The 24,071-nt window shown below is 68.5% G+C and carries 20 protein-coding genes; 13 read left to right on the forward strand and 7 right to left on the reverse strand.

The annotated features are described in order from the left end of the window. The first annotated feature begins 140 nt into the window (after window positions 1-140). A complete protein-coding gene (locus AB0L70_RS39915; RefSeq protein WP_363692119.1) occupies window positions 141-1,133 on the forward strand; it encodes a Gfo/Idh/MocA family oxidoreductase in 993 nt (330 codons plus the stop codon). On the opposite strand, the gene AB0L70_RS39920 is transcribed toward AB0L70_RS39915, so the two are convergent. Beyond that, window positions 1,130-2,038: an SDR family oxidoreductase gene (locus AB0L70_RS39920; RefSeq protein ID WP_363692120.1), complete on the reverse strand. Its 909-nt coding sequence runs from the start codon at window positions 2,036-2,038 to the stop codon at window positions 1,130-1,132. The two genes, AB0L70_RS39915 and AB0L70_RS39920, sit on opposite strands and share 4 nt — an antisense overlap. Window positions 2,039-2,125: 87 nt before the next feature. On the opposite strand from AB0L70_RS39920, the gene AB0L70_RS39925 reads away from it, so the two are divergent. Next, on the forward strand, window positions 2,126-2,689 hold the full coding sequence (locus tag AB0L70_RS39925) for a helix-turn-helix domain-containing protein (protein ID WP_363692121.1): 564 nt from the start codon (window positions 2,126-2,128) through the stop codon (window positions 2,687-2,689). Here AB0L70_RS39925 and AB0L70_RS39930 read toward each other — a convergent pair. Next, window positions 2,679-3,887 carry a low temperature requirement protein A gene (locus AB0L70_RS39930; RefSeq protein ID WP_363692122.1) on the reverse strand — a complete coding sequence of 403 codons (1,209 nt, stop codon included), beginning with the start codon at window positions 3,885-3,887 and terminating at the stop codon, window positions 2,679-2,681. The genes AB0L70_RS39925 and AB0L70_RS39930 overlap by 11 nt on opposite strands. Before the next feature lie 150 nt (window positions 3,888-4,037). Here AB0L70_RS39930 and AB0L70_RS39935 point away from each other — a divergent pair, with 150 nt between their 5' ends. The 6 genes from AB0L70_RS39935 to AB0L70_RS39960 all read left to right on the forward strand — a co-directional run bounded on the left by AB0L70_RS39935 (window position 4,038) and on the right by AB0L70_RS39960 (window position 8,065). Next, window positions 4,038-4,793: an SDR family oxidoreductase gene (locus tag AB0L70_RS39935; RefSeq protein WP_363692123.1), complete on the forward strand. Its 756-nt coding sequence runs from the start codon at window positions 4,038-4,040 to the stop codon at window positions 4,791-4,793. A gap of 5 nt (window positions 4,794-4,798) precedes the next feature. Beyond that, window positions 4,799-5,029: a hypothetical protein gene (locus tag AB0L70_RS39940; RefSeq protein ID WP_363692124.1), complete on the forward strand. Its 231-nt coding sequence runs from the start codon at window positions 4,799-4,801 to the stop codon at window positions 5,027-5,029. A gap of 17 nt (window positions 5,030-5,046) precedes the next feature. After that, window positions 5,047-5,922 carry an RNA polymerase sigma-70 factor gene (locus tag AB0L70_RS39945; RefSeq protein ID WP_363692125.1) on the forward strand — a complete coding sequence of 292 codons (876 nt, stop codon included), beginning with the start codon at window positions 5,047-5,049 and terminating at the stop codon, window positions 5,920-5,922. A 16-nt stretch (window positions 5,923-5,938) separates the two neighbouring features. Then, the gene (locus AB0L70_RS39950) at window positions 5,939-6,319 is read left to right on the forward strand and encodes a hypothetical protein (RefSeq protein WP_363692126.1); all 381 of its coding nucleotides are present in this window, start codon (window positions 5,939-5,941) and stop codon (window positions 6,317-6,319) included. A gap of 67 nt (window positions 6,320-6,386) precedes the next feature. Continuing rightward, window positions 6,387-7,427, forward strand: coding sequence for an LLM class flavin-dependent oxidoreductase (locus AB0L70_RS39955; RefSeq protein WP_363692127.1), 1,041 nt, complete (start codon window positions 6,387-6,389; stop codon window positions 7,425-7,427). Continuing rightward, the gene (locus tag AB0L70_RS39960) at window positions 7,424-8,065 is read left to right on the forward strand and encodes an NAD(P)-binding domain-containing protein (protein ID WP_363692128.1); all 642 of its coding nucleotides are present in this window, start codon (window positions 7,424-7,426) and stop codon (window positions 8,063-8,065) included. Before AB0L70_RS39955 ends, AB0L70_RS39960 begins: the two co-directional genes overlap by 4 nt. Here AB0L70_RS39960 and AB0L70_RS39965 read toward each other — a convergent pair. Further along, window positions 8,062-8,934 carry an EamA family transporter gene (locus AB0L70_RS39965; RefSeq protein ID WP_363692129.1) on the reverse strand — a complete coding sequence of 291 codons (873 nt, stop codon included), beginning with the start codon at window positions 8,932-8,934 and terminating at the stop codon, window positions 8,062-8,064. The genes AB0L70_RS39960 and AB0L70_RS39965 overlap by 4 nt on opposite strands. Before the next feature lie 82 nt (window positions 8,935-9,016). Between AB0L70_RS39965 and AB0L70_RS39970 the strand changes: the two genes are divergently transcribed. After that, complete coding sequence (locus tag AB0L70_RS39970) at window positions 9,017-9,931, forward strand: LysR family transcriptional regulator (RefSeq protein WP_363692130.1); 915 nt, start codon at window positions 9,017-9,019, stop codon at window positions 9,929-9,931. A gap of 6 nt (window positions 9,932-9,937) precedes the next feature. On the opposite strand, the gene AB0L70_RS39975 is transcribed toward AB0L70_RS39970, so the two are convergent. Continuing rightward, on the reverse strand, window positions 9,938-11,668 hold the full coding sequence (locus AB0L70_RS39975) for an FAD-dependent oxidoreductase (protein ID WP_363692131.1): 1,731 nt from the start codon (window positions 11,666-11,668) through the stop codon (window positions 9,938-9,940). A 250-nt stretch (window positions 11,669-11,918) separates the two neighbouring features. On the opposite strand from AB0L70_RS39975, the gene AB0L70_RS39980 reads away from it, so the two are divergent. Continuing rightward, on the forward strand, window positions 11,919-13,262 hold the full coding sequence (locus AB0L70_RS39980; protein WP_363692132.1) for an FAD-dependent oxidoreductase: 1,344 nt from the start codon (window positions 11,919-11,921) through the stop codon (window positions 13,260-13,262). Here AB0L70_RS39980 and AB0L70_RS39985 read toward each other — a convergent pair. The 3 genes from AB0L70_RS39985 to AB0L70_RS39995 all read right to left on the reverse strand — a co-directional run bounded on the left by AB0L70_RS39985 (window position 13,237) and on the right by AB0L70_RS39995 (window position 18,175). After that, a complete protein-coding gene (locus AB0L70_RS39985; RefSeq protein WP_363692133.1) occupies window positions 13,237-14,574 on the reverse strand; it encodes a peroxidase family protein in 1,338 nt (445 codons plus the stop codon). The two genes, AB0L70_RS39980 and AB0L70_RS39985, sit on opposite strands and share 26 nt — an antisense overlap. Window positions 14,575-14,742: 168 nt before the next feature. Beyond that, window positions 14,743-16,725 (reverse strand): heparinase II/III family protein, encoded by a 1,983-nt coding sequence (locus tag AB0L70_RS39990; RefSeq protein ID WP_363692134.1) that lies wholly within the window; start codon window positions 16,723-16,725, stop codon window positions 14,743-14,745. Window positions 16,726-16,786: 61 nt separating this feature from the next. Further along, a complete protein-coding gene (locus tag AB0L70_RS39995) occupies window positions 16,787-18,175 on the reverse strand; it encodes an MFS transporter (protein ID WP_363692135.1) in 1,389 nt (462 codons plus the stop codon). 578 nt (window positions 18,176-18,753) lie between these two features. Between AB0L70_RS39995 and AB0L70_RS40000 the strand changes: the two genes are divergently transcribed. The 3 genes from AB0L70_RS40000 to AB0L70_RS40010 all read left to right on the forward strand — a co-directional run bounded on the left by AB0L70_RS40000 (window position 18,754) and on the right by AB0L70_RS40010 (window position 24,070). Next, the gene (locus AB0L70_RS40000) at window positions 18,754-22,368 is read left to right on the forward strand and encodes a GH116 family glycosyl hydrolase (RefSeq protein ID WP_363692136.1); all 3,615 of its coding nucleotides are present in this window, start codon (window positions 18,754-18,756) and stop codon (window positions 22,366-22,368) included. A 113-nt stretch (window positions 22,369-22,481) separates the two neighbouring features. Further along, window positions 22,482-23,282 (forward strand): alpha/beta hydrolase, encoded by an 801-nt coding sequence (locus tag AB0L70_RS40005; protein WP_363692137.1) that lies wholly within the window; start codon window positions 22,482-22,484, stop codon window positions 23,280-23,282. Between the two features lie 14 nt (window positions 23,283-23,296). Beyond that, window positions 23,297-24,070 carry an SDR family oxidoreductase gene (locus AB0L70_RS40010; RefSeq protein WP_363692138.1) on the forward strand — a complete coding sequence of 258 codons (774 nt, stop codon included), beginning with the start codon at window positions 23,297-23,299 and terminating at the stop codon, window positions 24,068-24,070. The last annotated feature ends 1 nt before the right edge of the window (window position 24,071 follow it).

The raw sequence follows: 24,071 nt of genomic DNA on the forward strand, positions 1-24,071 counted from the left end.
ACCCCCCCAACCCCCTTCGCTTTCCTCTTCCGGTTTTTACCGTGGTTTCAACTACCTTCCTCAACGGCCCCGGCGGGCCGGCCCCCCCCCCGCGGCGGCCGAGACCGGCACCGTCATCACCTACAAGTGAGGGGACGTCGATGATCAAGGTTGGGCTCATCGGTGCCGGCGGGATCGCGTCGGCACACATCAAGGGCTATCTGGCGCACGCGGACAAGATCGCTGTGACCGCGGTCGCCGACGCGGTCGAGCAGACGGCTGCGGCGCGTGGCGAGGAGCTGGGTGCGACGCCGTACACGGATTATCGGCAGATGCTGGCGTCCGAGGAGCTGGACGCGGTCGACATCTGCCTGCCGCACCACCTGCACCGGGACGCGATCATCGCGGCCGCCGAAGCCGGCAAGCACATCCTGTGTGAGAAGCCGCTCTGCCTCAGTGCGGAGGAGGCCGCGGACGTCCGCAAGGCCGTGGTCAAGAACGGTGTGACGCTGATGTGCGCGCACAACCAGCTGTTCATGCCGGCCGTGGCCAAGGCCAAGGAACTGCTCGTCGCCGGGACCATCGGCACGGTCTACGAGGTCCGGACCACCGACAGCTTCTACAACAACTTCGACCCCAGCTCGATGGGCTGGCGGGCCAGCGCCAAGACAAGTGGTGGTGGCGAGCTCATCGACACCGGGTACCACCCCACTTACCTGATGCTGCACCTCGCCGGCGGGCTGCCGGTCGAGGCCACCGCGATGCTCTCCACGCACCGGCTGAAGTTCATGGAGGGCGAGGACTCCGCGCAGGTCCTGATCAGATTCGACAATGGCGTTGTCGGTCAGATGGTGACCAGCTGGGCCTATCAACCGGCCGCGTCGACCGAACGGTTCTCGGCCGTCGGCGAGCTCGGCTCACTGCACAGTGACGGTACGTCGCTGTCCTACCAGCTGCGCTCGGGGGAGACCGAGACCTTCGAGCTGGAGCCGGTCGACACCTTCGTCGCGGAGATCGGTCACTTCGCGGACTCCCTGCTGAACAAGACCCGTCCGCTCCACACCGAGGAGGAGGGCATCGCCGTACTCGGCATCCTGCTCGCCGCCTACGAGGGCTCCCGGGCGAAGACGATCGCGCCCGTTCTCAAGGTTTAGGCCTCCTTGAAGTAGAAGTCCTCGGCCAGCTCCTCGAGCAGGCCCGGGTACGTCGGATGCCAGTCGAGCAGCTCGCTGGTCCGGGCGGCCGACGTCGGGTTGTCGATCCCGGCGAACGCCGCCAGGAAGCCGATGTACCCGGGCGCCTGCTCCGGTGTGACCGAGCGGGTGGGCAGGTCGAGGCCACGGGCGATCGCCTCGGCGATCCGGCGTACCTCGATGCCTTCGTCCCCGATGGCGTGCAGGCGCGTGCCCGCGGGAGCGGACTCGAGGGCGAGTCGGTATAGCCGGGAGGCGTCGAGGGTGTGGACGGACGGCCAGCGGTTCGCGCCGTCGGCGATGTACGCCGAGAATCCGTTCCGCCGGGCGAAGGAGATCAGCGACGGGACGAAGCCGCTGGTGTCGAGGGTGCTGTGGGTGACCGGTGGCAGCCGGACGACCGAGGACCGGATGTTCTTGGCCGCGAGGTCGATGAGGAAGTTCTCCGCATCGATCCGGTAGCCGCCGGGCATGGTGTCGGTCTCGGTGCCGATGCGGCCCAGGTTCGCCCGCCCGAGCAGCCCGGTTCCCGAGGTGCCGACGAACGGTTTGTCCGTGCCGGCCAGGGCGTCGGCCATGGCCCGCACGGCGGCGAGATCGGTTTCGGCCGCGCCGGTCAGGTCGCCGGCGACCATCGCGTCGTGCCGGAACGCGAGATGGATGACTCCGTCCGCCGCTGCGGCTGCTGCCCGCAGACCGTCGAGGTCGTCGAGATCGCCCCGGGCGACGTCGGCGCCCCACTCGGTGAGCTTGGCTGCCGATGCGTCGGAGCGCGCCAGGCCCACGACCGAGTGACCGTGCTGGAGGAGTTCAGGGACGAGGCCGGAGCCGACGTGCCCGGAAGCTCCGGTGATGAATACGCGCATGGTGCTGGTCCTCTCGTGATGTCAGTCAGTGACATCACGATGCTACACCCGCTGATGTCAGTCAATGACATCAGCTAGGATCGAACCATGGCACGGTGGGAACCCGGCGCGGCAGGACGGCTGCGAGAGGCGGCGATGGAGCTGTACGCCGAGCGCGGCTACGACAGCACGACCGTGGCCGATATCGCGGACCGGGCCGGGGTGACCGCGCGGACCTTTTTCCGGCACTTCGCGGACAAGCGCGAGGTGCTGTTCGCAGGTTCCGAGGAGCTCCTGAACCACATGGTCGCAGCACTGACCGCGGCGCCGGCGTCGGCGACACCGATGGAAGCCGTGACGGCAGCCGTTGTCTCGGCGGGCGACATCTTCGACGCTTCCCGCCGCGACTTCTCCCGGCGGCGGTACGCCGTCATCGCCGCGACCCCCGAGCTCCAAGAGCGCGAGCTGATCAAGATGGCCTCGATGACGGCGGCCTTCACCGAGGCGTTGCGCAACCGGGGAGCGGCCCCGGACGTCGCGGCGCTCGCCGCCGAGACCGGGATCGCAGTCTTCCGGGTCTCGTTCGAGCGCTGGGTCGCCGGGCCGGCGGACGTCCCTATCGCGGACGTGATCCGATCGACCCTGGCCACACTCGCGGGTCTTACTGCCTGAGCGCTCCGCGCCAGGACGCGACGCCGACCAGGGCGACGCAGGTCGCGGTCATCAGCGCGAGCACGGTCGTCGGGCCGAGCGCAGGAGTGGTCAGCGGGAGGAGCAGGATGATCGCGATCGCGGCGCTCGCGATGCCGAGGTGAACGACTGCCCTTTCCGCGATCAGGCTGTGGACGATCCACAGCAGCCCGATGAACACGGCAACCGGGACGGCAACGGCGTACCCCACGGCGGTCGCGGAGATGTGCAGTTCGTGCCCGGTCTGCTCGACGGCGACCTCGAGGCCGGCGCCGAGGGCAGCGAGGGCGGCGAAGATGCCGTAGTGGCCGTAGCCCCAGTGGTACGAGCGCTCCCGTCGTCCTTCGAGTCCCGGGCCGGCCGGGTGCAAGAAGTACAACCACCACAAGGCGAACACGAGCACCAGCGCACAGGCCGCGACGGTGATGAGGGCCGCGTTGACATGGGTCGCGTCGAGAGCACGACGTACGGCGTTGGTCCCGGCCAGGACCGTCTCGCCGAGCAGGATGATCGTGAACAGGCCGTACCGCTCGGCGATGTGGTGTGGATGCCAGTTGGTCGACGCGGTCCGTTCGGCCCATCGCGGTACGGCCAGTTCGCCGATCGCGAGTACGACGAACGCGGCCACCAGGAGAGTGGAGTCCGTGAGCACACCGGTGTCGGCCAGGACGAGACGCAGCAACCAGCCGAGTTGGACGATGCTGATGCCGACGGCGTACCGGCGGGCGGTACGGCGGCGTTCGGGATCCTCGACGCTCGCCCGTAGCCATTGGACGACCAGCGCGAGACGCATGATCACGTAGCCGATGGTCACCGTGCGGTAGTCCTGGTGATCGGCGGCAGCCGTGACTCCGGCGGCGAGGACGAGTACGCCGGCCATCTGGACCATGGTGAGCAGCCGGTAAGCGACGTCGTCGGTGTCGTACGACGAGGCGAACCAGGTGAAGTTCATCCACGCCCACCAGATCGCGAAGAACACCTGCAGGAATGCGACCAGTCCGGACCCCGCATGCCCCTCGGCGATCGTATGCGCGAACTGCTCGGTGGCGGCGGCGACCGCGATCACGAAGGTCAGGTCGAACAGCAGCTCGAGCTGACTGGACACCCGATGCGGCTCGTCGATCGGCCGCGCCGTCATCCGGACCCGGATCCGGATCGTGCTGGGTGGTCCGTCGGGCACGGCGGTTCCTCTCGGTCAGGGTCTCCTTCAGTCAGTGAGACAGCGTAGGCCGCGTGGCTGTGACCCGGGCTGTCACAGGTGGGAGGGGTGTCCTGTCTTACCTGATGACGGGCGGCAAGGGATGCCGCCGGCGAACGAAAGGTTTCTGCGATGAAGATCGTCGTGATCGGTGGCACCGGCCTGATCGGGTCGAAGCTGGTGGCGAAGCTCGGGGAGCATGGGCACGAGGCGGTACCGGCCGCGCCGAGCACCGGCGTGAACACCCTGACCGGCGAGGGCCTGGCAGACGTCCTGCAGGGCGCCGACGTCGTGATCGACGTGGCGAACTCGCCGTCGTTCGAGGAGAAGGCCGTGATGGAGTTCTTCCAAACCTCGACCGGTAACGTGCTCGCCGCCGAGGCCGAGGCCGGCGTCCGGCACCATGTCGGGATCTCGATCGTCGGCACCGAGCGGCTGCCGGAGAACGCGTACTTCCGGGCCAAGATCGCCCAGGAGGACCTGATCAAGGCCTCCGGCATCCCGTACTCGCTGGTGCACGCGACCCAGTTCATGGAGTTCGTGGGTGCGATCGCGGACGAGGGCACGCAGGGCAACGAGGTGCACATCGCGCCGGTCGCCTGGGCGCCGATCGCGGCGGAGGACGTCGCGAAGATCCTCGGCCGGACCGCGGTGGGCGAGCCGCTGAACACGCGGATCGACATCGCCGGGCCGGACGAGTACCGGATGGACGAGTTCTTCCGCAAGGCGCTTGCCGAGCGCAACGACCTGCGGGAGATCGTGACCGACACGCACGCCCGCTACTTCGGCTCCGAGCTGGTCGAGCGCAGCCTGGTCCCGATCGGCCCGGCCACCCTCGGCGACCTGCACTACGACGAGTGGTTCGCCACGCAGTACATCGGGAAGTGAGTGGGATGACCAACGACCCGTACCTGCACTCGCTCGAGGCGGAGGTCGACGCCGACATCGAGCTGAACGCGGCCGGCACGCTGCCCGTGGACGACGTCGAGTCGCCCAGCGAGTGGTTGCTCGATCCGGTCGAGGCGCAGGTCGAGGCGGTCGAGCTGCAGAGCCTGCGCGGCGCGATCGAGGCCCTCGAGGGCGATCCGCGGCAGGATCTCGGCCCGGACCTATCCTCGAGCTGACAGACAGGATGGGGCGGATGGCGGACGGCGATCTCGACGAGGCAGTTGCGATCTTCACCGAGGTGCGGCCGCGCCTGATGGGGATCGCGTACCGGATGCTCGGCAGTCACAGCGAGGCCGAGGACCTGGTGCAGGAGGTCTGGCTGCGCTGGCAGGCGGCCGATCGCAGTGCGGTCGTCAGCCCGGTGGCGTACCTGTCGACCGCGGTGACGCGGCTCGCGATCAACGCGAGTCAGTCGGCGCGGGCCCGGCGGGAGACCTACATCGGTCCCTGGCTGCCCGAGCCGGTCGACACCAGCGCCGATCCGCTCCTCGGTGCCGAACGCGGGGAGGCGTTGAGCTTCGCCGTACTGCTCGTGCTCGAGCGGCTCTCGCCGACCGAGCGTGCGGCGTACATCCTGCGGGAGGCGTTCGACTATCCGTACGACGAGCTTGCCGCGATCCTGCAGTCCACCGAGGCGGCGGTGCGGCAGCTCGTCAGCCGGGCCCGCAAGCGGATCCGGGCCGAACGCCGGACCGAGATCACCGGACCGCAGCAGCGCAAGTTGCTGACCGCGTTCGTCGCCGCGGCCCGGTCGGGTGACCTCGACGAGCTCGAGCAGTTGCTGGCCAAGGACGCGATCAGCTACTCCGACGGCGGCGGCATCCGGCAGGTGTCGCGCTTCCCGGTGGTCGGCCGGTCGACGGTGGCGAAGTACTTCCGCGCCTTCCACGAACGCTTCTGGGCCGGCGTCGAGGTCGAGGCCGGTACGGCGAACAACCAGGCGGCCGTGTTCCTGCGACGCGACGGCGGCCCGGTGTTCGCGGTCTGCACGATCGTCGCGTCCGACGACGGGATCGACGAGATCCTGTGGATGATGAACCCGGCGAAGCTCACCGCCGTACCCGCCTGATGGTGCTGGAGGAGATGTGAGCTTCCGAGTGAGGCGGGCGGACGAGTCGGTCGCCCACGAGTTCGCGACCGCCTGCACCGCGGGCAGTGTCGCCGCGCTCCGGGGCATGCTCGCGCCGGAGGCGGTGGTGGTCAGCGATGGCGGCGGCAAGGTCGCGGCCGAGCTACACCCGACCCGCGGCGCCGATGCGGTCGCGCGGCGCATCACCGAGGCACTCAGCCGCCAGCCCGGTACGGCGTTGTCCGTCGAGGCGGTCAACGGCCAGGCCGGCGTCGTACTGCGCCGGGCCGGGGCGGTCGTCGCCGTGGTGAGCCTGAGTGTCGCCGGGGCCAAGATCGCGGCGGTCTGGATCGTGCTCAACCCCGACAAGCTCCGCCACTGGGCCGTCCGGGAATGAACCCCGGTCCGGATTGTGTTGACACGTCAACCTAGTATTTGATGTGGAACATGAGATGGGAGTGGACATGGCCGACCTGGAGTTCGGGCTCGACACGTTCGGGGATATTCCGGTGGGGGACGACGGCGCGCCGGTGACCGACGCGGCGGCGATCCGGCAGGTCGTGGCGGAGGCGGTGCTGGCCGACGAGCTCGGCGTCGACGCGATCGCGCTCGGCGAGCACCACCGGCCGGAGTACTCGATCTCGACGCCGGAGACGGTACTGGCCGGGATCGCGACACAGACGTCGCGGATCAAGCTCGGGTCCGGTGTGACCGTGCTGAGCTCGGACGATCCGGTCCGGGTGTTCCAGCGCTTCTCCACCGTCGACGCGCTCTCCAACGGGCGGGCCGAGGTCATCCTCGGACGTGGCTCGTTCACCGAGTCCTTCCCGTTGTTCGGCTACGACCTGGCCGACTACGACGTGCTGTTCGAGGAGAAGCTGCAGCTGTTCAGCCGGTTGCTCGACGAGAAGCCGGTTACCTGGGAGGGGACGACCCGGGCCGCTCTCGACAACGCCGACGTCTATCCCAAGACCGAGTCCGGCCGGCTGAAGACGTGGGTCGGCGTCGGCGGTTCACCCCAGTCCGTCGTGCGTACGGCGTTCTACGGGCTGCCGTTGATGCTTGCGATCATCGGTGGTTCGCCGGAACGGTTCGCGTCGTACCTGGATCTGTACAAGCGGGCGGCCGAGCAGTTCGGCACGGAGGCGCTGCCGGTCGGGATGCACTCCCCGGGCTTCGTCGCGGACACCGACGAAGAGGCTCGCGAGGTGTTCTACCCGCGTTACAAGGTGATGCGGGACCGGATCGGGAAGCTGCGTGGCTGGCCGCCGATCAAGCGGGAGGAGTTCGACTCCGAGGTGGAGCACGGCTCGATGTACGTCGGTTCGCCGGAGACGGTGGCGCGGCGGATTGCGGGTGCGGTGAGGACGCTCGGCGTCGGCCGGTTCGACCTGATCTACTCGGCTGGTCCGCTGCCGGTGAGCGCGCGGATGAAGACGGTCGAGCTGTACGGCGCGAAGGTGATCCCGTTGGTCCGCGACATCCTGGCCACGGAGGACAAGTGACGACGATCGCCATCCTTGGTGCCGGCAAGGTCGGCACCGTACTGGCGCGGCTCGCGATCGCAGCCGGCTACCGGGTGCTGATCGCGGGCTCCGGCGAGGTGTCGAAGATCGCGCTGATCGTCGAGGTGGTGACTCCCGGCGCGGTCGCGACGACCGCGGCCGAGGCGGTCGCGGAGGCCGATGTGGTGATCCTGGCGCTGCCGCTGGGCAAGTACCGGACCATCCCGGTCGAGGCGCTGCGCGGCAAGCTCGTGATCGACGCGATGAACTACTGGTGGGAGGTCGACGGCATCCGCGACGACCTGACCGATCCGCGGACCTCGTCCAGCGAGATCGTGCAGGCCTTTCTGCCGGAGTCCCGCGTGGTCAAGGCCTTCAACCACATGGGCTACCACGACCTGGACGAAGGCGCTCGACCCGCAGGGGCTCCGGATCGCAAGGCCATCGCGATTGCCGGCGACCCGGCTGACGCGAGCCAGGTCGCCGCGATCGTGGACGCTCTCGGGTTCGATCCGGTGCGGATCGGCCCGCTTGCCGAGGGCAAGCATCTCCAGCCGGGCACCGACCCGTTCGGCGCGAACGTGGCTGCTGACGAGCTCCGCGAGCTGCTCGCTCCGGTGCTGGACCTCGCTTCCTAACCAATGGCGAGGCGGTCCGGTTCCGGCTGATCGGTCGAGGGCCGCGCGGCGCGTTCGGCACCGATGCCCGCGGCAACTACGCAGGCGATGCCGACGGCCTGGAGCAGGCCGGGGGACTGGCTGAGGAGGATCCAGCCGATCAGGAGGGCGAGCGCCGGTTCGAGGCTCATCAGGGTGCCGAAGACGCCGGCGTCGAGGCGGCGGAGGGCCAGGTACTCCAGGCTGAACGGGACGACCGGGAGCAGGAGCGCCAGCCCGAAGCCGATCGCGACCAACTGCCAGGTCATCACCGGGATCGTGCTCGGCCCGGCGACCACGGTCGCGAGCAACGCCGCGACCGGAATCGAAACGCCCATGCCCTGCAGTCCGGTGACCGCATCGCCGACGCGCTGGGTGAGCAAGATGTACGCCGCCCAGCACGCAGCGGCCGCGAGTGCGAACATCACACCGAGCGGGTCCACTGAACCGTGCCACGGCTGCGTCAGCAGCAGCACTCCGGCGAGCGCGAGCCCTGGCCAGATCAGCCGGCCACGGCTTCGTAGTACGGCGACACTCAGCGGCCCGAGGAACTCCAGCGCACTCGCGGTCCCGAGCGGAAGCCGCGCGACCGCGGCCATGAACAGCAGCGTCACTCCACCGGTCGCGATGCCAAGCCCGACCGCAGCCAGGAACGAGGCCCGGGTGAACGAGCTCGGGCGCGGCCGGAACAGCACCAGCACGATCACCGCGGCGCAGGCCAACCGCAGCCAGGCCGCGCCCTCCGGACCGACCCGGTCGAACAGACCGACGGAGGTGGCAAGGCCGAGCTGGACCATCGTCATCGACAAGACGGCGAAGGTCACCCCGATACGGCTGTCACGCGTGCTCATGAACCCAGTGAAGCTCGCAAATCCGTTCAAGTCCACGTGAGAATCATGGACAGACCGTTCATGATCATTGAACAATAACGCCATGGACGTACGGCGGCTCGAGCTCTTGCTGGCCCTGTCCCGCCAGGGCTCGATGCACGCGGTCTCGGAGACTCTCGGTGTCACCACGTCGACCGTCTCGCAGCAGATCGCCGCCCTGGCCAAAGAGGTGGGTACGCCGTTGCTCGAGCCAGACGGGCGCCGGGTCCGGCTCACCCCGGCCGGCCGTCGACTGGCGGCCCACGCCGTACACATCCTGGCCGCTCATGAGGAGGCGCTGGCGGATCTCGATCCGTCCGCCGCACCGGCCGGGACGGTGCGTGTGGCTGCGTTTCACACCGTCATCCGGGACACGCTGCTGCCCGTCGTACATCAGCTGGCGGCCGAGTATCCGGCGGTCCGGTTGGAGATCCAGGAGCAGGAACCCGTCGAGGCCCTGGCCATGCTCGAGCGGGACCAGGTCGACCTGGTGGTGAGCTACGACTACAACCTCGCGCCCGCATCGCACGACCCTGCGCTGTCCGCGACCCCGTTGTGGGAGCGCGCCTGGAGTCTGGCGGTCCCGTCGCGATCCCGGCGTACGACGGGACCCGCCGCCGACGTACTCGCGGCGTTCGCCGACAGCCCCTGGATCGTCAACTCTCGCGACAGCGGGGACGAGCAGGTCGTCCGCACCCTCGCCGCACTGGCCGGCTTCGAGCCGCGCATCACCCACCGCGCCGACAGCCTCCAACTCGTCCAGGAGATGATCCTCGCCGGCCTCGGCGTCGCCCTCCTGTTCGCCGACTACCCGAAGACAACCGGCATCTCCCTACGCCGGCTCCGCGCTCCCGAACCCCGCATGCGCGCCTACGCCCTGACCCGCCGAGGCCGCACCACCTGGGCCCCTCTGTCTTTGGTGCTCAACCTCATGTCACAGCACGCAGCCCTCTCACGGCGTGCAGCAACTGGAGACTGAGTTCATCTACTCGACCAGTTTGCCGTCGGAGGAGACGTGTCGCATGAGGGCGCGGAACTCGTCCGGGATGGGTGGGATCTCCTCGACTTCGACCTCGCCCGGGCCGGACCAGACGAAGTTGACGCGGAGGGACTCGTCGAGGTCGGGGTAGTCCGAGCGGTTGTGGCAGCCGCGGGTCTCACGGCGTTCGAGGGCCGCGTCGAGAGTGGCTCGTGCGGCCATTGCCGACGACTTGAGGTCGAACGCGTGCGCCAGATCCTGGAACCCGGCGATGTCGGGGTGGACACCCATCTGCGTCATCCGGTCCTCGAGCTCGGTCAGCTCGGCGATACCTGCCAACAGCCCGTCCTCATCGCGTACGACGCCGGCCCGCGACGTCATCGTGTCCCGCAGAGCCCGCTGCAACGCGCGCACGTTCTCCGGACCATCACTGGCCAGCAACCCATCGACCTCGGCCCGTGCTTCGGCCACCGCCTCAGCGGAGCGTTGCTGCGACTGCCGGCCGATCGAGTACTTCGCGGCCTCCTCCGCCACGATCCGGCCGAAGACCAGGAGCTCGATCAGGGAGTTGCCGCCGAGCCGGTTCGCTCCATGCAAACCACTGGCCGCCTCGCCGATCGCGTACAGCCCCTCGACGCCGGTGCCGTGGTCTTCCGGTCGCACCCACACCCCGCCCATCGAGTAGTGCGCGGTCGGCGCGATCTCGATCGGCTGCTTGGTGATGTCGAGCATCTGCAGCTCGAGCAGTGTCTGGTAGACCCGGGGCAGCCGGCGCATGATCGTCTCGCGCGGGAGGTGGGACACATCCAGCCAGACCCCACCGTTCGGCGTACCGCGGCCTTCCTTGATCTCGGTGTACTCGGCGAGCGCGACCCGGTCCCGGGTGGACAGTTCCATCCGCTCGGCGTCGTACCGGCCCATGAACCGCTCGCCGAGTGCGTTCCGCAGCTGACCGCCCTCGCCGCGGGCGGCTTCGGAGACGAGGGTCCCGGCCGCGTTCTCGGGTTCGATCAGGCCGGACGGGTGGAACTGGACCAGTTCGGGGTCGCGGATCCGGCCGCCGGCCAGGACGGCGAGGCGGAACGAGTCACCGGTGTTCTCGTCCCGGCGGGACGACGTACGCCGCCAGATCCGGGTATGACCGCCCGCGGCCAGGATCACCGCGTCGGCGTGGATGACGTACCGCCGCCCGGTGGTCAGGTCGAACCCGTACGCGCCGAACACGGTGTCGTCCTTCACCAGGATCCGCGTCACGTAGACGGTGTCGAGGATCGGTACCCCGAGCTGGACGGCCCGGTTGATCAACGTGCGCTGGATCTCGAGTCCGGTGTAGTCGCCCGCGAAGGCGGTCCGGCGGTACGTGTGCGCGCCGAAGAACCGCTGCGAGATCCGGCCGTCCGTCTCGCGGGCGAACGGCATCCCGTAACCCTCCAGATCGGCGATGCCACGGGCCGCACCCTCGGCGACGATCTGGACCGTGATCGGGTTCGCGAGCAGGTAGCTCTCCTGCAGAGTGTCCGCAGCGTGCTGCTGCCAGGTGTCCTCGGGATCCATCGTGGCCAGCGCCGCGTTGATCCCGCCGGCGGCGAGGGAGGTGTGCGCGTCCGATCGTGGACGCTTGCCGAGGGCAAGTACTTCGACACCCTGCTCGGCCAGCTCGATCGCCGCCCGCAGACCGGCCCCGCCGGTGCCGATCACCAGGACGGAGGTGGCGATCTGCTGTTCCGTGACACTCATGTGCTGTTCCTCTCGGCAGTCTCACCTACTAGGACAACTCAGTGGTGCCATCTGTGACTGTCTCGCCGGTCACAACACGCCTGTCCCGTCCGTCACAACCTGCGGCCCCCCGGTCCTTCTTGGTAGTCCCAGGCAGAGTCGGCTTGACCAACGGGGAGATCGGCGCGCAGATTGTCCTCAGTCAGCAGCTGTCACATCCGGCGGTCTGAACGGTCTTAGTTGACGAGCCGACCGAGGGGAGGAGAAATCTGTGCGCAGGATCCTGGTGATCGGTGGCGGGTACGCCGGTTTCTACACAGCGTGGAAGCTCGAGAAGAAGCTCCGTCGCGGCGAGGCCGAGGTGATCGTTGTCGACCCTCGCCCGTACATGACGTACCAGCCGTTCCTGCCCGAGGTGGTCTCCGGCTCGGTGGAGGCCCGGCACGCGGCGGTCTCGCTGCGGCGCAACCTGCACCGGACCAAGATCGTGCCCGGCGCGGTGACGTCGATCGAGCACGCCGCCCGGTCGGTCACCGTCCACCCGATGTCCGGACCTGACTTCACACTGGAGTACGACGTACTCGTGGTGACCGCGGGTGCGGTGACCCGGACGTTCGACGTACCGGGGGTGGCTCAGCAGGCGATCGGGATGAAGCATGTCGAGGAAGCGGTGGCGATCCGTGATCGGCTGCTGACCGCTTTCGACGAGGCGGCGGGGCTCGAGCCCGGTCCGCGGCGGCGGCGGTTGCTGACGATCACGTTCGTCGGCGGCGGGTTCTCCGGGGTCGAAGGGTTCGCCGAACTACTGTCGCTCGCGACCGCGCTGGTGAAGTTCTATCCGGAGCTTTCGCCGAGCGACCTGGCCTTCCACCTGGTCGAGGCGACCGATCGGATCCTGCCCGAGGTCTCCGACGGTCCCGGTCAGCGGGTGGTGTCGATGCTCGAGAAGCGGGGTGCCGAGGTGCACCTCAACACCACGATGAAGTCGGCCGAGGACGGCCGGGTCGTGTTGTCGGACGGTACGTCGTTCGACTCGGAGCTGATCGTCTGGACGGCCGGCAATGCGGCCACCCAGTTGCTGCGCAATCACACGGACCTGCCGCACACCGAGCGAGGGCTCGTCCAGGTCTGTGCCGATCTTCGGATCGGGACCGAGGACAACCCGGTGCAGGACGCGTGGGCGGCCGGAGACGATGCGGCCGTGCCGGATCTGGCGTCGGAAACGCCTGGTGCGTACACGGTGCCCAACGCGCAGAACGCCGTACGGCAAGGGAAGTTGCTGGCGAAGAACCTGGTCCGGTCGCTGCGCGGGCGCGAGCCGAAGAAGTACGTGCATCACAGCCTCGGGGTGGTGGCGACGCTGGGGCTGGGCCGGGGGATCTTCCAGTACAAGCGGATCGTCATCACCGGGTTGCTGGCGTGGCTGATGCACCGCGGGTACCACGTCCTTGCGGTCCCGACCTGGGACCGCAAGGTTCGCGTGTTCGCGATCTGGGTCGCTGCCCTGTTCTACGGCCGGGACATCGTGTCGCTGGCCTCGGTGCAACGGCCGCGCGAGGCGTTCTCGACGGCGGCCGGGGTGGAGAAGGTCAACTCTGTGTCGACGCCGGGATGAGCAGGTCCGGCAGGTCGAAGGTCGGTCCGGCCGCGGGCAGTGTTGGCTCCCAGTCGGGCTCGGCGCTGAGGTAGCTGGCCGGGTCGGCGCGGAGCAGACCGATGAGGACCTCCGCGACGATCCGGCCCCCGACCGGGCCGAGCCGGTCGCCGGCGCCGAGGTGCTCGGATTCCTTCAGGACGTAGTACCAGAGCGGGGTGCCGTCGTCCCAGGTGTCCACAGTGAGCGCTGGCACGCCGAGGATCTCGGCAACCGCTTCGCCACTCGGCAGTCCGGTGGTGTCGCCGCGCAGCAGATCCCGCACGGCGAGGGATCGGTAGGCGTCGGTGTCGACTGCGCCCGTGACCCGTTCGGGCAGTCCGATCAGGCTGGCGGCCAGACGTCCGTCGAGGCGCTTGGCGCGTTGCGCCGGCGGTCGACCGGGTACGTCGAAAATCTGCGCCAGGTCGAGCCGGTGGGCCGGCGGACCGAAGCCGACGAGGTCTGGGAAGAGCGGTAGCTCGGGACCGCCTTCGACGAGCCGGTACGTGTGCCGGATCTGGCCATGCCCGTAGCGGTAGGCGGCGTCGGCGAACTCCAACGGGATGTAGGCCTGCAGCGAGGCCGGTGCGAACCACTGCCCGCCCTTGGTCAGCACCTCGTCGACCAGTTCAGCCCCGACCAACCGCGGCAGGAAGTCGTGCACCGCGATCCACTGGTAGTGCCAGGTAAGCGCCCGGCGCGCCTCGGCGAAGACGTCGCCCTCGGGTACGCCGTTCGCCCGCAGATGGTCGACAATCCGATTGTGCGCATGCAGAAGCGCGACATGCAGGGTCAGCGTGAACAAATGGACGTCGTCGCGCGGGTCACCGATCAGCGCAACCCCTTGCTGGTTCCGGGGTACGTCGTACCCGTCGGGGCCGAGCAGGAACTTGGCCGGGTCGTCGACCTCGAAGAGGTAGGGACAACCGACCGGGCCGTCGGAGTAGACGATCTCGAGGTTGAGCTTCGGCGTACGCGCGTTCCGCAAGGCTTCGGCCTCGACGCCGCCGGTGATGGGGGAGCGGTCCGCGGTGATGTCGTGCGCGATCAGCTGCCCGAAGAACGGCCACCCGGCCGCCTCGGTCGCGTCGTCGCCGACGGTCTGCCGGTCGAGCTCCGCAGCCGCATCACAGATCCCACCGTCACCGCCCGCGCGCATCAGCACCGCCGGCTCAGTGCCCAACGGCTCGAGCGCGGCGAACATCCGCCCGTACCGCGCCCCACCCGTTGGCGCGTCAACACTCCGCGTCGGCGCCAGACAATGATCCCGCGCTGCCGGATGCTCACCCATTCCAACCTCCTGTTTGTGCAGTCCTACCACCAGACAAGACAGCACCGGAACCTGCCTTGTGACCGATCAGGAATCAAGAAGCACCGGGAGCGATCCGAACCTAACGTTGTGACCATGTGCGGCTACGGATACAACTTGGCGCGTCTTGCCGCGGTGTCGGCGGGCGGCCTACTTGATGCGGGTGAGGCGGCCGTCGGGGAGGACCCGGATGGTGGTCTTGTGCTGGCCGACGGTGAGGTCGACGTAGAACATGGTGCCGACGGTGCGGGTGGTGAAGGCGACTGATTCGCCGGCGGCGGCCGGGACCACGGCAGAGAGGATGTTGGCGTTCGTCCCGTTCCGGTTGAACTTGACCACCGGGGCGGGGAGCTTGTGGAAGATGTCGGGGAAGTACCAGCCCTGCACGGGTTCCTGCTGGCCCTGTACGACGGTGATCGCATCGGCCGGCAGCTGCTGCTGGTAAGGGATCTGCAGCAGGTAGGTCTTCGCGGCGTCGCCCGGTTTGCTCGCGACCGCGGTCGTCGGCGACTGCACGGTCACCTTCTGATCCGGCGTCAGATGCCACAACGTCTCGTACCGCTGATCGTTCGGTGACACCCCCCGATCCAGCGTGACGATCAGGTCGGGATCCTTCAGCACGAGCACGTCCCGCGTCCGCTGTACATCGACCGCCGGCTTGTCGGTGAGCGTGTAGTACTCCGACGTCGGCGCGATCGCGGCCCGGACGAGCTGGGTCTCCACCGGAGCCGTCTTCGCCGACGGGATCGTCATCACGTTGTGCGCGGCCGGACTCTTGCTCCACGCCTGCCACTTGTCGAGGATGTATCCCGAGTGACCGGGATCGATCAGGACGTCGCGCCCATGCGAGGTGTAGGTGATCGACATGTGGTCGTCGTGCCCGTGCAGCCGCCGGCTCGCCCCGAACCTGATGCTGTACGTCGATTCCTGCGCGAACGGGCGCGTCTCACCCCAACCGGTCCGACCGAAGACGTAGCCCGCATCGAAGACCGCAGTACGCCGGGTTGGTCTGACCCCCTGTTTCCCAAGGGTTCCGGCGTACTCCAGGCCGGTCCCGGCCGCGATGGCGGGTTTCTGGCGGATCGCGTCGCCGACCTGCTGGAGTTCACCCGTGGACTTGGTGGCGAGGGCGAGCCATTCGGCCAGCGCGCGGCGGCGTTCGTCGATCACCGGCCCCGGCTTGGCGCCGCACCGCTGCAGGGCCTCGGTCGCCCGGCCCCAGAGTAGGTAGTTGAACATGGCGTACCCGACCGACTGCTCGTTGGTCGATCCCTGCGGATCGATCGCGGTCGTGATCGCCTCGGTCAACCGCTGGATCGCGAGGTTCTTGAGATCCGTCCGGCCGAGCGTGCAGCCGACGCCGAACATCGCGATGCTCTCGTCCGTGCCGTGGTTCGACGGCCCACCCCAGTTCTCGGTCATGAACTTGGCATGATCGAGCAACGACTGATCGAGCCAGGAGTACTGCGCCGGCAGCGAGCGGACATGCAGTCCGGTGAGCACGGCCTGGCGCGCGCAGATCAGCACGTTGGTCCGGTGCATGGTGGCTTCCCACGCGCCGACGTCGACGGTCCATGAGTACGGGTTGTCGCGCACCCAGTCGTGGATGATCGCCATCACGTGGGTGAGCGCCGTACGGTCGCCCTTCGACCCGGCCACGATGCCCTGGCCCAGCCAGCGCAGGGAATGCAGCCACATGTACCAGCTCGGCTTGTGATACGGGTCGGAGCGCCAGTTGATGTCGCCGGATCCGTTCCCGACCTTGTACGGCGGATCGTCACCCCAGGAGAACATGTCCGCCTCGAGCATCGACACCGGGACCTTCGTCTCGATGCCGCTGAAGCCGGTGCACCGATAGGTGCCGTCGGCCACGACCGGCGTCGCCGTCGGGGGAGCGATCGGTGTGTCGACCGCCGGGAGCGGTTCATCGATCGGAGTCGGGCTGCTCGGCTTCGGAGTCGGGTTGGGGGTGTTTTGGGACGGCGGTTCGGTGGCGGCAACCGGCGTACGGCCGTTGCGGGCCTCGGGCATCAGCACGAAGACAGCGCCGGCGAATGCGACCCCGCAGACGAGCACGCAGACAACGGTCAGCGCGACGGTGGTGCCCCACCGTCTGCTCCGCTGCGCCGCCACCCAGACCCCCCAACGCTCACCCCGGGGACGCCCGGCCCGGTTTCTCACTGAGAAGACGCGGTCAGGTCCTCGAAAGGTTGCGTGTGCGGACCAGACCGGTCGGTTCCACGGTACGCGACAACCTGCTCACGGCGGTCAGGAGCAAGGCGAGGACTGCGGCCCCGGCAGCGACGAGGACGCAGGTGACGAAGCCGGAGGTCAGGTTGTGGCTGGTGCCGAGCAGGGGACCGAAGGTGGCGACCCCGATCGCCCCGCCGATCTGGCGGGAGGTGTTGAAGGCCGCGGACGCGGCGCCGTGCAAGGTGGGTTCGACGGCACCGATTGCCTGGGTGGTCATCGTGGGCACGACCAACCCGGAACTGAAGCCGGCTGGGATGAGTGCAAGGACGAGCGGCCACAGCGCCGTTGACGTGCCGGCCCAGGCCAGCCCGAGGAGCGCGATCGCGAACACCGCGTAGCCGACGCTCAGGATCACCGGGCGGCCGAAGCGTCGCGTCAGCGGAGCTGAGCAGAGGTTGCTGAGCGAGATGAGCCCGGTCAGCGGCAGGAACAGCAAACCGCTCACGAGCGCGCTGAATCCGCGGCCCTGCTGGAGCATCAGGCTCAGGGCAAACAGCACGCCGTAGAAGGCGAAGTTGAACAGGCCGCCCTGGACCGCCGTCGCAACGAAGCGACGATCCGAGTAGACGCCGGGCGGTAGGAGCGGCTCCCGGACCGACCGCTCCACTAAGACAAACCCGGCCAGGCCGGCGACGGCTAGCGCCGCGGCGGTGATGACTGCGGGATGCCAGCCCAGCCCCGGTGCCTCGATGAGGGTGAACACGAGCCCGCCGATCAGTACGGTCGCGGTCGCCATGCCGGCCAGGTCGAGTCGACGGCCTCGGCGTACGACGGATGGCATCGCGAGCAGGCTCCAGATGATGGCTGGGATGCCGATGACCACGTTGACCGCGAAGACCGCGCGCCAGTCGGCGAGCGCGACCAGCCCACCGCCGAGGAGAGGGCCGGCAGCCATGCCGACACCGCCGGCTGCGGCCCACCAGCTGACCAGGCGGTTGCGGGTGTGTTCGTCTGTGGCGGATGCGGTCGCGAGGACGAGCGCACTGGGTAGGAGGAGCGCTGCGCCCGCGCCCTGGACGAGGCGTGCGAGGTTGAGCATCAGCATCGAGGTGGCGAGGGCGCAGACCGCGGACGAGCCGGTGAAGATGAGCAGACCGGCCACGAAGGCTCGCTTGGCGCCGAGGGTGTCGGTGATCGCGCCCGCGCCGAGCATGACCGCGGCGAACGAGAGCGTGTACGCGTTGATCGCCCACTCCAGTTCGGCGCGGGACCCGTTCAGATGCGTGGCGAGCTGGGCGAGCGTGACGTTCACGATCGTGCCGTCGGCGTAGACCATGAAGGCCGCGACGAGCGCGAGCACAACCACCCCGCGGCGATGTTCGACAGTCATAGAACAAACCCTACGACACTGTTCGACCAACGTCGAACAGTGTCCCAACCCCCAGTCCCAACCCCCAACCCCAACCCCAACCCCCAACCCCCAACCTCCACCCCCCAGCCCCAACCTCCAACCCCAACCCCCAACCTCCACCCCAACCCCGGCCCCCACTCACCCCAGGAACGGTGGACGGGGTTGAGCTGGGGCTGGAGGTGGGGGCTGAGGTTGGCGGCTGGGGTTGGGGTTGGGGGCTGGGGGTGGCGGCTGGGGTCGGAGGTGGGGGTTTGGGGTGGGTTTGCGGTTGGTGCTGGGGTTGGTGGCTGGGTTGGGACATGGGGCTGGGGGTTGGCGCCGGGGTTGGGGGGCGGGTGGCGGCTGGGGGCTGGGGTAGGCGGCTGAGGGTGGGGGCAGAGGGCTGGGTGGGACCCGGGTGCCGCGGGCCGGGGGCCGGGTGCTTGGCGGTGGTCTAAGGGGTTGTGGTTGTTGGGGGATTGAGGCGTTGACCTTGGGGTGGGTCGTGGTTACGGTGTGGAAATCGATTTCGTGAAATCGATTTCCCGAGGTCTCCCGCCCGCCCCGAGGAGAATCGCATGGCTTCCCATCACCTGCCCGCCGGTTGCGCGAATCGCTCCTGTGCCGGCGATTGCCCACGAGCCCAGCTGAGCCGCCGTACGTTCATCTCGCTCAGCGCCGGCGCAGTCGGCGCACTGGCGGTGGCACCAATCGAAGCAGTGGCTGCGTCACCCCAGATCGACGCCGCGACGCTGCTCGGTCGCGGCCGGCCGACGTCGTACAGCGGTGCCGCGCTGGCGCGGATCGGGATGCCGGTTGGTGGTGGCACGACCGGTCAGGTGTACCTGGCCGGCGACGGGCGGCTGTGGGCGTGGGACATCTTCAACCCGTCGTCGTTCCCGCTCGGTGGTGCGGACTTCTCCGGCCACAACTACGCGTTCCCGCTCTCGGCCGATCAGCTCGGTGCGTCCCAGTTCGGGCAGGGGTTCGCGTTGCGGACCACCGCTCGCGGACGGACCACGACGCGGACCGTCGACGCGGCCGGGTTCGATGACGTCCGCTTCACCGGTGAGTACCCGATCGGCCGAGTGTCGTACGACGCCAACGACAGCCCGGTCGAGGTGACGCTAGAGGCCTTCTCGCCGTTCATCCCGCTGGCCACGCTCGACTCGACACTGCCCGCGACGATCATGGCGTTCACGCTGCGGAACACCTCGTCGAGCAAGGTCCGCGCGACCCTCCTCGGGTACGCCGAGAACCCGGTCTGCATCGACAGCCGCGACCGCCAGCCAACCACTCTGCGAGCGCGTGGCTTCCGCGGCGGGATCGAATTCGGCGCGGTCGACGATCTGGATGCCGAACAGGGCGACATCCTCTTCGAGGACTGGGAGAAGGACACGTACGACGGCTGGACCGTCACCGGCGACGCGTTCGGAACGGGACCGGTCCGGCCGCTCGACATGCCGAATCTGATGAAGCGCTTCGGCGATCTCAACGTCTCCGGGACCCGCTTCGTCACGTCGTACGGCGCCACCTCGGGTGACACTCCGACGGGGAAGCTGACCAGTCGCGAGTTCACCATCGAGCGGCGGTACGTCGCGGTCGGGATGAGCGGCGGACGGCGTCCCGGCGAGATCTGCGTGAACGTGCTCGTCGACGGTCAGGTGGTCGCGTCGGCGACGGGGGAGGAGAGCGAACCGCTGGTCGGGCAGATGCTCGACGTCGGTGCCTACCTCGGCCGGACCGCGCAGCTCGAGATCGTCGACGCGTACGCCGGTCCGTGGGGTCACCTCAGCTGCGATGCGATCGTGTTCACCGACCGCCCGGACATCCTGTTCGAGAACTGGGACAAGACGACGTACGACGGCTGGACCGTCAGCGGTGACGCCTTCGGGGCCGGGCCGGTGACCGCGGCCGAGACGCCTGATGGCTTCCGCAGGCCCTTCGGTCTGCGGACCGAGCTCAACGTGACGGGCCGGTTCGTCACGTCGTACAACTTCCGCGCGGGTGCCGGCGATCCCGACTCGTTCACCGGCACGTTGACGAGCCGGGACTTCGTCATCGAGCGCCGGTTCGTCACGGCATGGGTCGGCGGTGGTCACCACCAGGACGAGACCTGCCTGAACGTGGTGGTCGACGGTCAAGTTGTCGCGAGCACCTCCGGTACCGACATCGAACCGCTCACCGCGGTCTCGATGGATGTCGGCAAGTACGCCGGTCGGACTGCCCACATTCAGATAGTCGACAATCACACTGGCGGCTGGGGCCACGTCAACGTCGACCGGATCCTGTTCAGCGATCGCCCGGTACGCCGTCAACCGGTAGCGGACCGCCCGGACGGCGGCACCTTCGCCCTCGCCGCACTCAGCCCAGGCGCGGTGACCCGGCCCTCGATCAAGGACTGGTCCAGCACCGACAAGCTCTTCGACTCACCCGCCGGGCCGGCGGATACCGACGCAGCCCAGGCCGGGACAGTGTCCGTCACCACCGACCTGTCACCCGGTGAATCGCGGACGATCCGCTTCGTCTACGGCTGGTTCTTCCCGAACCCCGAACGCGAACTCTTCTCCGAGCTGGTCAACGCCTCCACCCTGCGCCGCCACTACGCCACCCGCTTCGACTCCGCTCACGACGTGGTCGACTACGTGGCCAAGCACGCCGACCGCCTCGAGCGAGCAACCAAGACCTGGGTGAAGACCTGGTACGACGACTCTTCGCTGCCGCACTGGTTCCTGGAACGAACCCTGGCCACCTCGTCCACCCTCGCGACCGGCACGTGCTATCGCTGGGACGACGGCCGCTTCTACGCGTGGGAAGGGACGTACTGCTGCGCCGGCACCTGCCAGCACGTCTGGAACTACGCGCAGGCGATCGGCCGGCTGTTCCCCGAGCTGGAACGCGACACCCGCGAGCGCGTCGACCTCGGCATCGCCTTCAAGCCGACCGGCGAGATCGGCAATCGTGGCGAGGCCGGCGATGCGTCGAGCTCGTTCGCCGACGGGCAGAGCGGGACGGTCCTGCGGATCTACCGCGAGCACCAGATGAGCAAGGACTTCACGTTCCTCCGGCGGGTCTGGCCGAAGGTGCGGACCGCGGTCGAGTTCCTGATCACGCATCGGGACGGCGCGGACGAGGACGGCATCATCCGCGGCAGTCAGTGGAACACGCTCGACACCGAGTGGTTCGGCGAGGTTCCGTGGTTGAGCGGTCTCTACATCGCCGCGCTCCGGGCGGCGGCCGCGATGGCGTCGGACGTCGGCGATTCCGCCAGCGCGGCCCGGTACACCACGATCGCCGGCCGGGGAGCGGCGTACCTGAAGGATCGGCTCTGGAACGAGGAGTTCGGGTACTACGTGCAGACGGTGGATCCCGCGCATCCGGCCGAGAACATCAACCGCGGTCTGTTCATCGACCAGATGTACGGCCAGACCTATGCCTCCCAGCTCAACCTGCCGCGAGTGTTCCCGGCCGATCAGGCCCGCACAGCGCTGACGAAGCTCTACCAGTCGAACTTCCGGGTCGACCCAGGCTCGTACCGTCCGCCCGGCATCAACGCCGGCCGGGTCTACACGACGGACGGCGAGAGCGGCACGATCATGGCGACCTGGCCGCACGGCGGGTCGACCGAGACGCACGGATTGATGTACTTCAACGAGGTGTGGACCGGGCAGGAGTACCAGTTCGCCGCGCACCTGTTCGCCGAGGGGATGACCAGCGAAGGCCTCGCCGTCACCCGTGCGATGTACGACCGCTACTCCGCGGAGAAACGCAATCCCTACAACGAGATCGAGGCCAGCGACCACTACGCCCGGGCGATGATGGGGTACGGCGTCTACCTCGCCGCCTGCGGGTACGAGTACCACGGCCCCAAGGGCCACCTGGGCTTCGCGCCTCGCATCAACCCCGACGACTTCCGCTGCGCCTTCACCGCCGCGGAAGGCTGGGGCCTCTACCGCCAGCGGAGGACCTCAAGAACCCTTTCCGCCATCGTCGACGTCCGATACGGCGACCTCCGCCTCACCACGCTGTCCTTCGAGACCACCAAGCCGGCGCACGAGGTCGAGGTCCGCCAGGGCCACTCCCGCATCCCGGCCAAGGTAGTTGCCACTGGCAACCGCGCGGTGATCACGCTCGGACGCTCCGTAGTCGTCACCCCGGACCGGTCGCTCGAGATCGACCTCAAGACGCGATGACCAGATCTCCGGCAGGAATCCAAACGATCGATTGCGTGGACAGGAGAGACTCCGTGGGTGTTGGGTAGGCCACCCGGGCTCGCGTGAGTTGGGGATCTGCTCCGGGAGGGCTCATGACCGAATCACGCCGACCTGTGGTCTTCATCCACGGATTGTTCCTGCACGCGAGCTCGTGGAGCCCGTGGGTGGAGCTGTTCACCGAAGCGGGCTACGCGCCCGTCGCTCCGCGCTGGCCGAACGAGCCGGAGACCGTCGCCGAGTCGCGCCAGTCGCCCGAACTGGTCGCGAACACCAGCATCGAGGACGCGACGAGTCACTTCCGCAAGGTCATCGACGGGCTGGACGACCGCCCGATCATCATCGGTCATTCCTTCGGCGGCCTGATCACCGAGAAGCTGCTCGGCGAGGGGTACGGCGCGGCCGGTGTCGCGATCGACCCGGCCCAGATCAAGGGCGTCCTCCCGCTGCCGCTGGCCCAGTTGCGCTCCGCACTGCCCGCACTCGGCAACCCGGCGAACCTGCATCGCTCGGTCGCCCTGACCGCGAAGGAGTTCCGCTTCGGGTTCGGGAACGCGTTGCCGGCCGAGGAGTCCGACGAGCTGTTCGAGAAGTGGAGCGTGCCCTCACCGGCGCGTCCGATCTTCCAAGCGGCCGCGGCGAACTTCGTCATGCATTCCGAGGCGAAGGTCGACACCGCCAACTCGACGCGCGGACCGCTGCTGCTGATCTCGGGCGCCGAGGATCACACCGCCCCCGCGGTGATCACGGAGTCGACCTTGAAGCAGTACCGTGACTCGACGGCGGTCACCGAACTGCGGGCCTTCGAGGGGCGTGGACACTCGCTCACGGTCGACCACGGTTGGCGTGAGGTGGCGGACGCCGTACTGACCTGGCTCAAAGAGCACGGTCTCTGACCGGAGGAGTGCGGATGGATCTGCGACTGGGTGGAAAGACCGCACTCGTCACCGGCGCGAGCCGGGGGATCGGGCTGGCGACGACGCGTTCGCTGCTGGCGGAGGGCGTGAAGGTTGTTGCCGGCGCCCGGAAGGTCGACGGTGAGCTGGGGGAGTTGCCGGTCGAGACGATCGCGGTCGATCTCGGTACGCCGGACGGTCCGGGCCGGTTCGTCGACGAGGCACTGGCGCGGGTCGGCGGGTTCGACATCCTGGTGAACAACGTCGGGCTGGTGCACCCGCGGCCGGGCGGCTTCACCTCCGTCACCGACGACGACTGGCTCGAGACGCTGACCCTGGATCTCATGTCGGCTGTGCGTACGACGCGGGCCGCCGTACCGATCCTGGTCGAGCGGTCCGGCGTGATCGTGACGGTTTGCTCGGTGAATGCGACCCTGCCGGATCCGCTGGTGATCGACTACAGCGCCGCCAAGGCCGCGTGCCTCAGCTTCTTCAAGTCCTTGTCCAAGGAGCTCGGTCCGAAGGGCGTTCGGGTCAACACCGTCAGTCCCGGTCCGGTCGCGACCGACCTCTGGTTGGGCAAGGGCGGAGTTGCCGAGACGGTCGGCGGTGCGGTCGGTGCCGCTCCCGGGGACGTGGCCGCCCAGGCCGCGGCGAGCGCCGCGACCGGCCGGTTCACCCGCCCGGAAGAGGTCGGCGACTTGGTCGTGTTCCTGGCCAGTGACCGCGCCGGCAATCTCACCGGCGCGGACATCGTCATCGACGGCGGCATGACGCCGACGATCTGAG

Origin of the sequence: Kribbella sp. NPDC051952 (assembly GCF_040680855.1) — a bacterium.
GTDB lineage: Bacteria > Actinomycetota > Actinomycetes > Propionibacteriales > Kribbellaceae > Kribbella.

What these genes read in the sequence shown, in the direction of transcription:
- AB0L70_RS39915 (WP_363692119.1), top strand. Translation starts at nt 141, where the DNA reads ATGATCAAGGTTGGGCTCATCGGTGCCGGCGGGATCGCGTCGGCACAC.
- AB0L70_RS39920 (WP_363692120.1), bottom strand. Translation starts at nt 2,038, where the DNA reads ATGCGCGTATTCATCACCGGAGCTTCCGGGCACGTCGGCTCCGGCCTC.
- AB0L70_RS39925 (WP_363692121.1), top strand. Translation starts at nt 2,126, where the DNA reads ATGGCACGGTGGGAACCCGGCGCGGCAGGACGGCTGCGAGAGGCGGCG.
- AB0L70_RS39935 (WP_363692123.1), top strand. Translation starts at nt 4,038, where the DNA reads ATGAAGATCGTCGTGATCGGTGGCACCGGCCTGATCGGGTCGAAGCTG.
- AB0L70_RS39940 (WP_363692124.1), top strand. Translation starts at nt 4,799, where the DNA reads ATGACCAACGACCCGTACCTGCACTCGCTCGAGGCGGAGGTCGACGCC.
- AB0L70_RS39945 (WP_363692125.1), top strand. Translation starts at nt 5,047, where the DNA reads ATGGCGGACGGCGATCTCGACGAGGCAGTTGCGATCTTCACCGAGGTG.
- AB0L70_RS39955 (WP_363692127.1), top strand. Translation starts at nt 6,387, where the DNA reads ATGGCCGACCTGGAGTTCGGGCTCGACACGTTCGGGGATATTCCGGTG.
- AB0L70_RS39965 (WP_363692129.1), bottom strand. Translation starts at nt 8,934, where the DNA reads ATGAGCACGCGTGACAGCCGTATCGGGGTGACCTTCGCCGTCTTGTCG.
- AB0L70_RS39970 (WP_363692130.1), top strand. Translation starts at nt 9,017, where the DNA reads ATGGACGTACGGCGGCTCGAGCTCTTGCTGGCCCTGTCCCGCCAGGGC.
- AB0L70_RS39975 (WP_363692131.1), bottom strand. Translation starts at nt 11,668, where the DNA reads ATGAGTGTCACGGAACAGCAGATCGCCACCTCCGTCCTGGTGATCGGC.
- AB0L70_RS39985 (WP_363692133.1), bottom strand. Translation starts at nt 14,574, where the DNA reads ATGGGTGAGCATCCGGCAGCGCGGGATCATTGTCTGGCGCCGACGCGG.
- AB0L70_RS39995 (WP_363692135.1), bottom strand. Translation starts at nt 18,175, where the DNA reads ATGACTGTCGAACATCGCCGCGGGGTGGTTGTGCTCGCGCTCGTCGCG.
- AB0L70_RS40000 (WP_363692136.1), top strand. Translation starts at nt 18,754, where the DNA reads ATGGCTTCCCATCACCTGCCCGCCGGTTGCGCGAATCGCTCCTGTGCC.
- AB0L70_RS40005 (WP_363692137.1), top strand. Translation starts at nt 22,482, where the DNA reads ATGACCGAATCACGCCGACCTGTGGTCTTCATCCACGGATTGTTCCTG.
- AB0L70_RS40010 (WP_363692138.1), top strand. Translation starts at nt 23,297, where the DNA reads ATGGATCTGCGACTGGGTGGAAAGACCGCACTCGTCACCGGCGCGAGC.